Annotated in this window: 1 protein-coding gene; it reads left to right on the top strand. The window is 61.1% G+C overall.

What is annotated here, in order from left to right; translation table 11 throughout:
* Positions 1–159: 159 nt before the first annotated feature.
* A partial coding sequence (locus tag FUT88_RS25465; protein WP_147219331.1) for a cation:dicarboxylate symporter family transporter occupies positions 160–1,072 on the top strand: 913 nt, incomplete at its 3' end.

Raw genomic sequence — 1,072 nt, 5'->3', positions numbered from 1 at the left:
AAAATTGGATCGCCTATGATGCCGTCAACGCTCAACAATTCACCGCGACAATTTGTTGCACTGCAGTGAGCGCAACAAAGCCCTGACGACAATCGCAGCACACCAAATCAGACGATTGAGCGGGGCTTGAGACACCAGTAATCCAAAGGAGGATTCACCATGCAACGCTTTACGCGCCCGTTGTTCGGGCAGGTTTTGATCGCCCTGGCGGTCGGCATCGCGCTGGGCATCTGGGCGCCCGAATTTGCGCAGAAGCTGCAGCCGCTCGGTGATGGTTTCCTGAAGCTGATCAAGATGCTGATCGCGCCGATCGTCTTCTCGGTGGTGGTGGTCGGGATCTGCGGCGCCGGCGAGCTGAAGAAGGTCGGGCGCGTAGGCGGCAAGGCCGTCATCTACTTCGAGATCGTCACGACGATCGCACTGGCGCTGGGCATTGCGCTGGCCTATGTGTTCGGGCCGGGCCACGGCATGAATGTGGATCCGAAATCGCTCGATCCGGCGGCCATGGCGTCGTACATGACCACCGCCAAGCAGGTGGAATCGACCGGCGTGGCAGCGTTCTTCCTCAAGCTGATTCCCGATACGTTCGTCAGCGGCTTTGTGAAGGGCGACATCCTGCAGGTGCTGCTGGTGTCGATCCTGTTCGGTTGCTCGCTGTCGCTGCTGGGTGAGCGGACGAAGCCGCTGGTCAACCTGATCGATCAGCTCTCGCATGTGCTGTTCCGCATGATGGCCGTGATCATCCGCCTGGCGCCGCTGGGCGTGCTGGGCGCGGTGGCCTTTACCGTCGGCAAGTACGGCGCGGGCTCGCTCAAGCAGCTTGGCTTCCTGGTGCTGCTGTTCTATGCAGCCGTGGCGCTGTTCGTGTTTGTGGTGCTCGGGACCATCCTGCGCGTGGCGGGCTTCAACATCTTCAAGCTGATCCGCTTCCTGCGCGCGGAACTGCTGGTGGTGCTGGGCACGGCATCGTCCGACGCGGTGCTGCCGTCCATCATGAACAAGCTGGAGAAGATGGGCATCAAGCGCTCCGTGGTCGGCCTGGTCATTCCGACGGGCTACTCGTTCAACCTTG

Source organism: Ralstonia sp. TCR112 (assembly GCF_007997035.1).
Lineage (GTDB): Bacteria > Pseudomonadota > Gammaproteobacteria > Burkholderiales > Burkholderiaceae > Ralstonia > Ralstonia edaphi.
The sequence above is the reverse complement of the archived record's forward strand: the minus strand, read 5'-3'. Positions and strand labels throughout refer to the sequence as shown.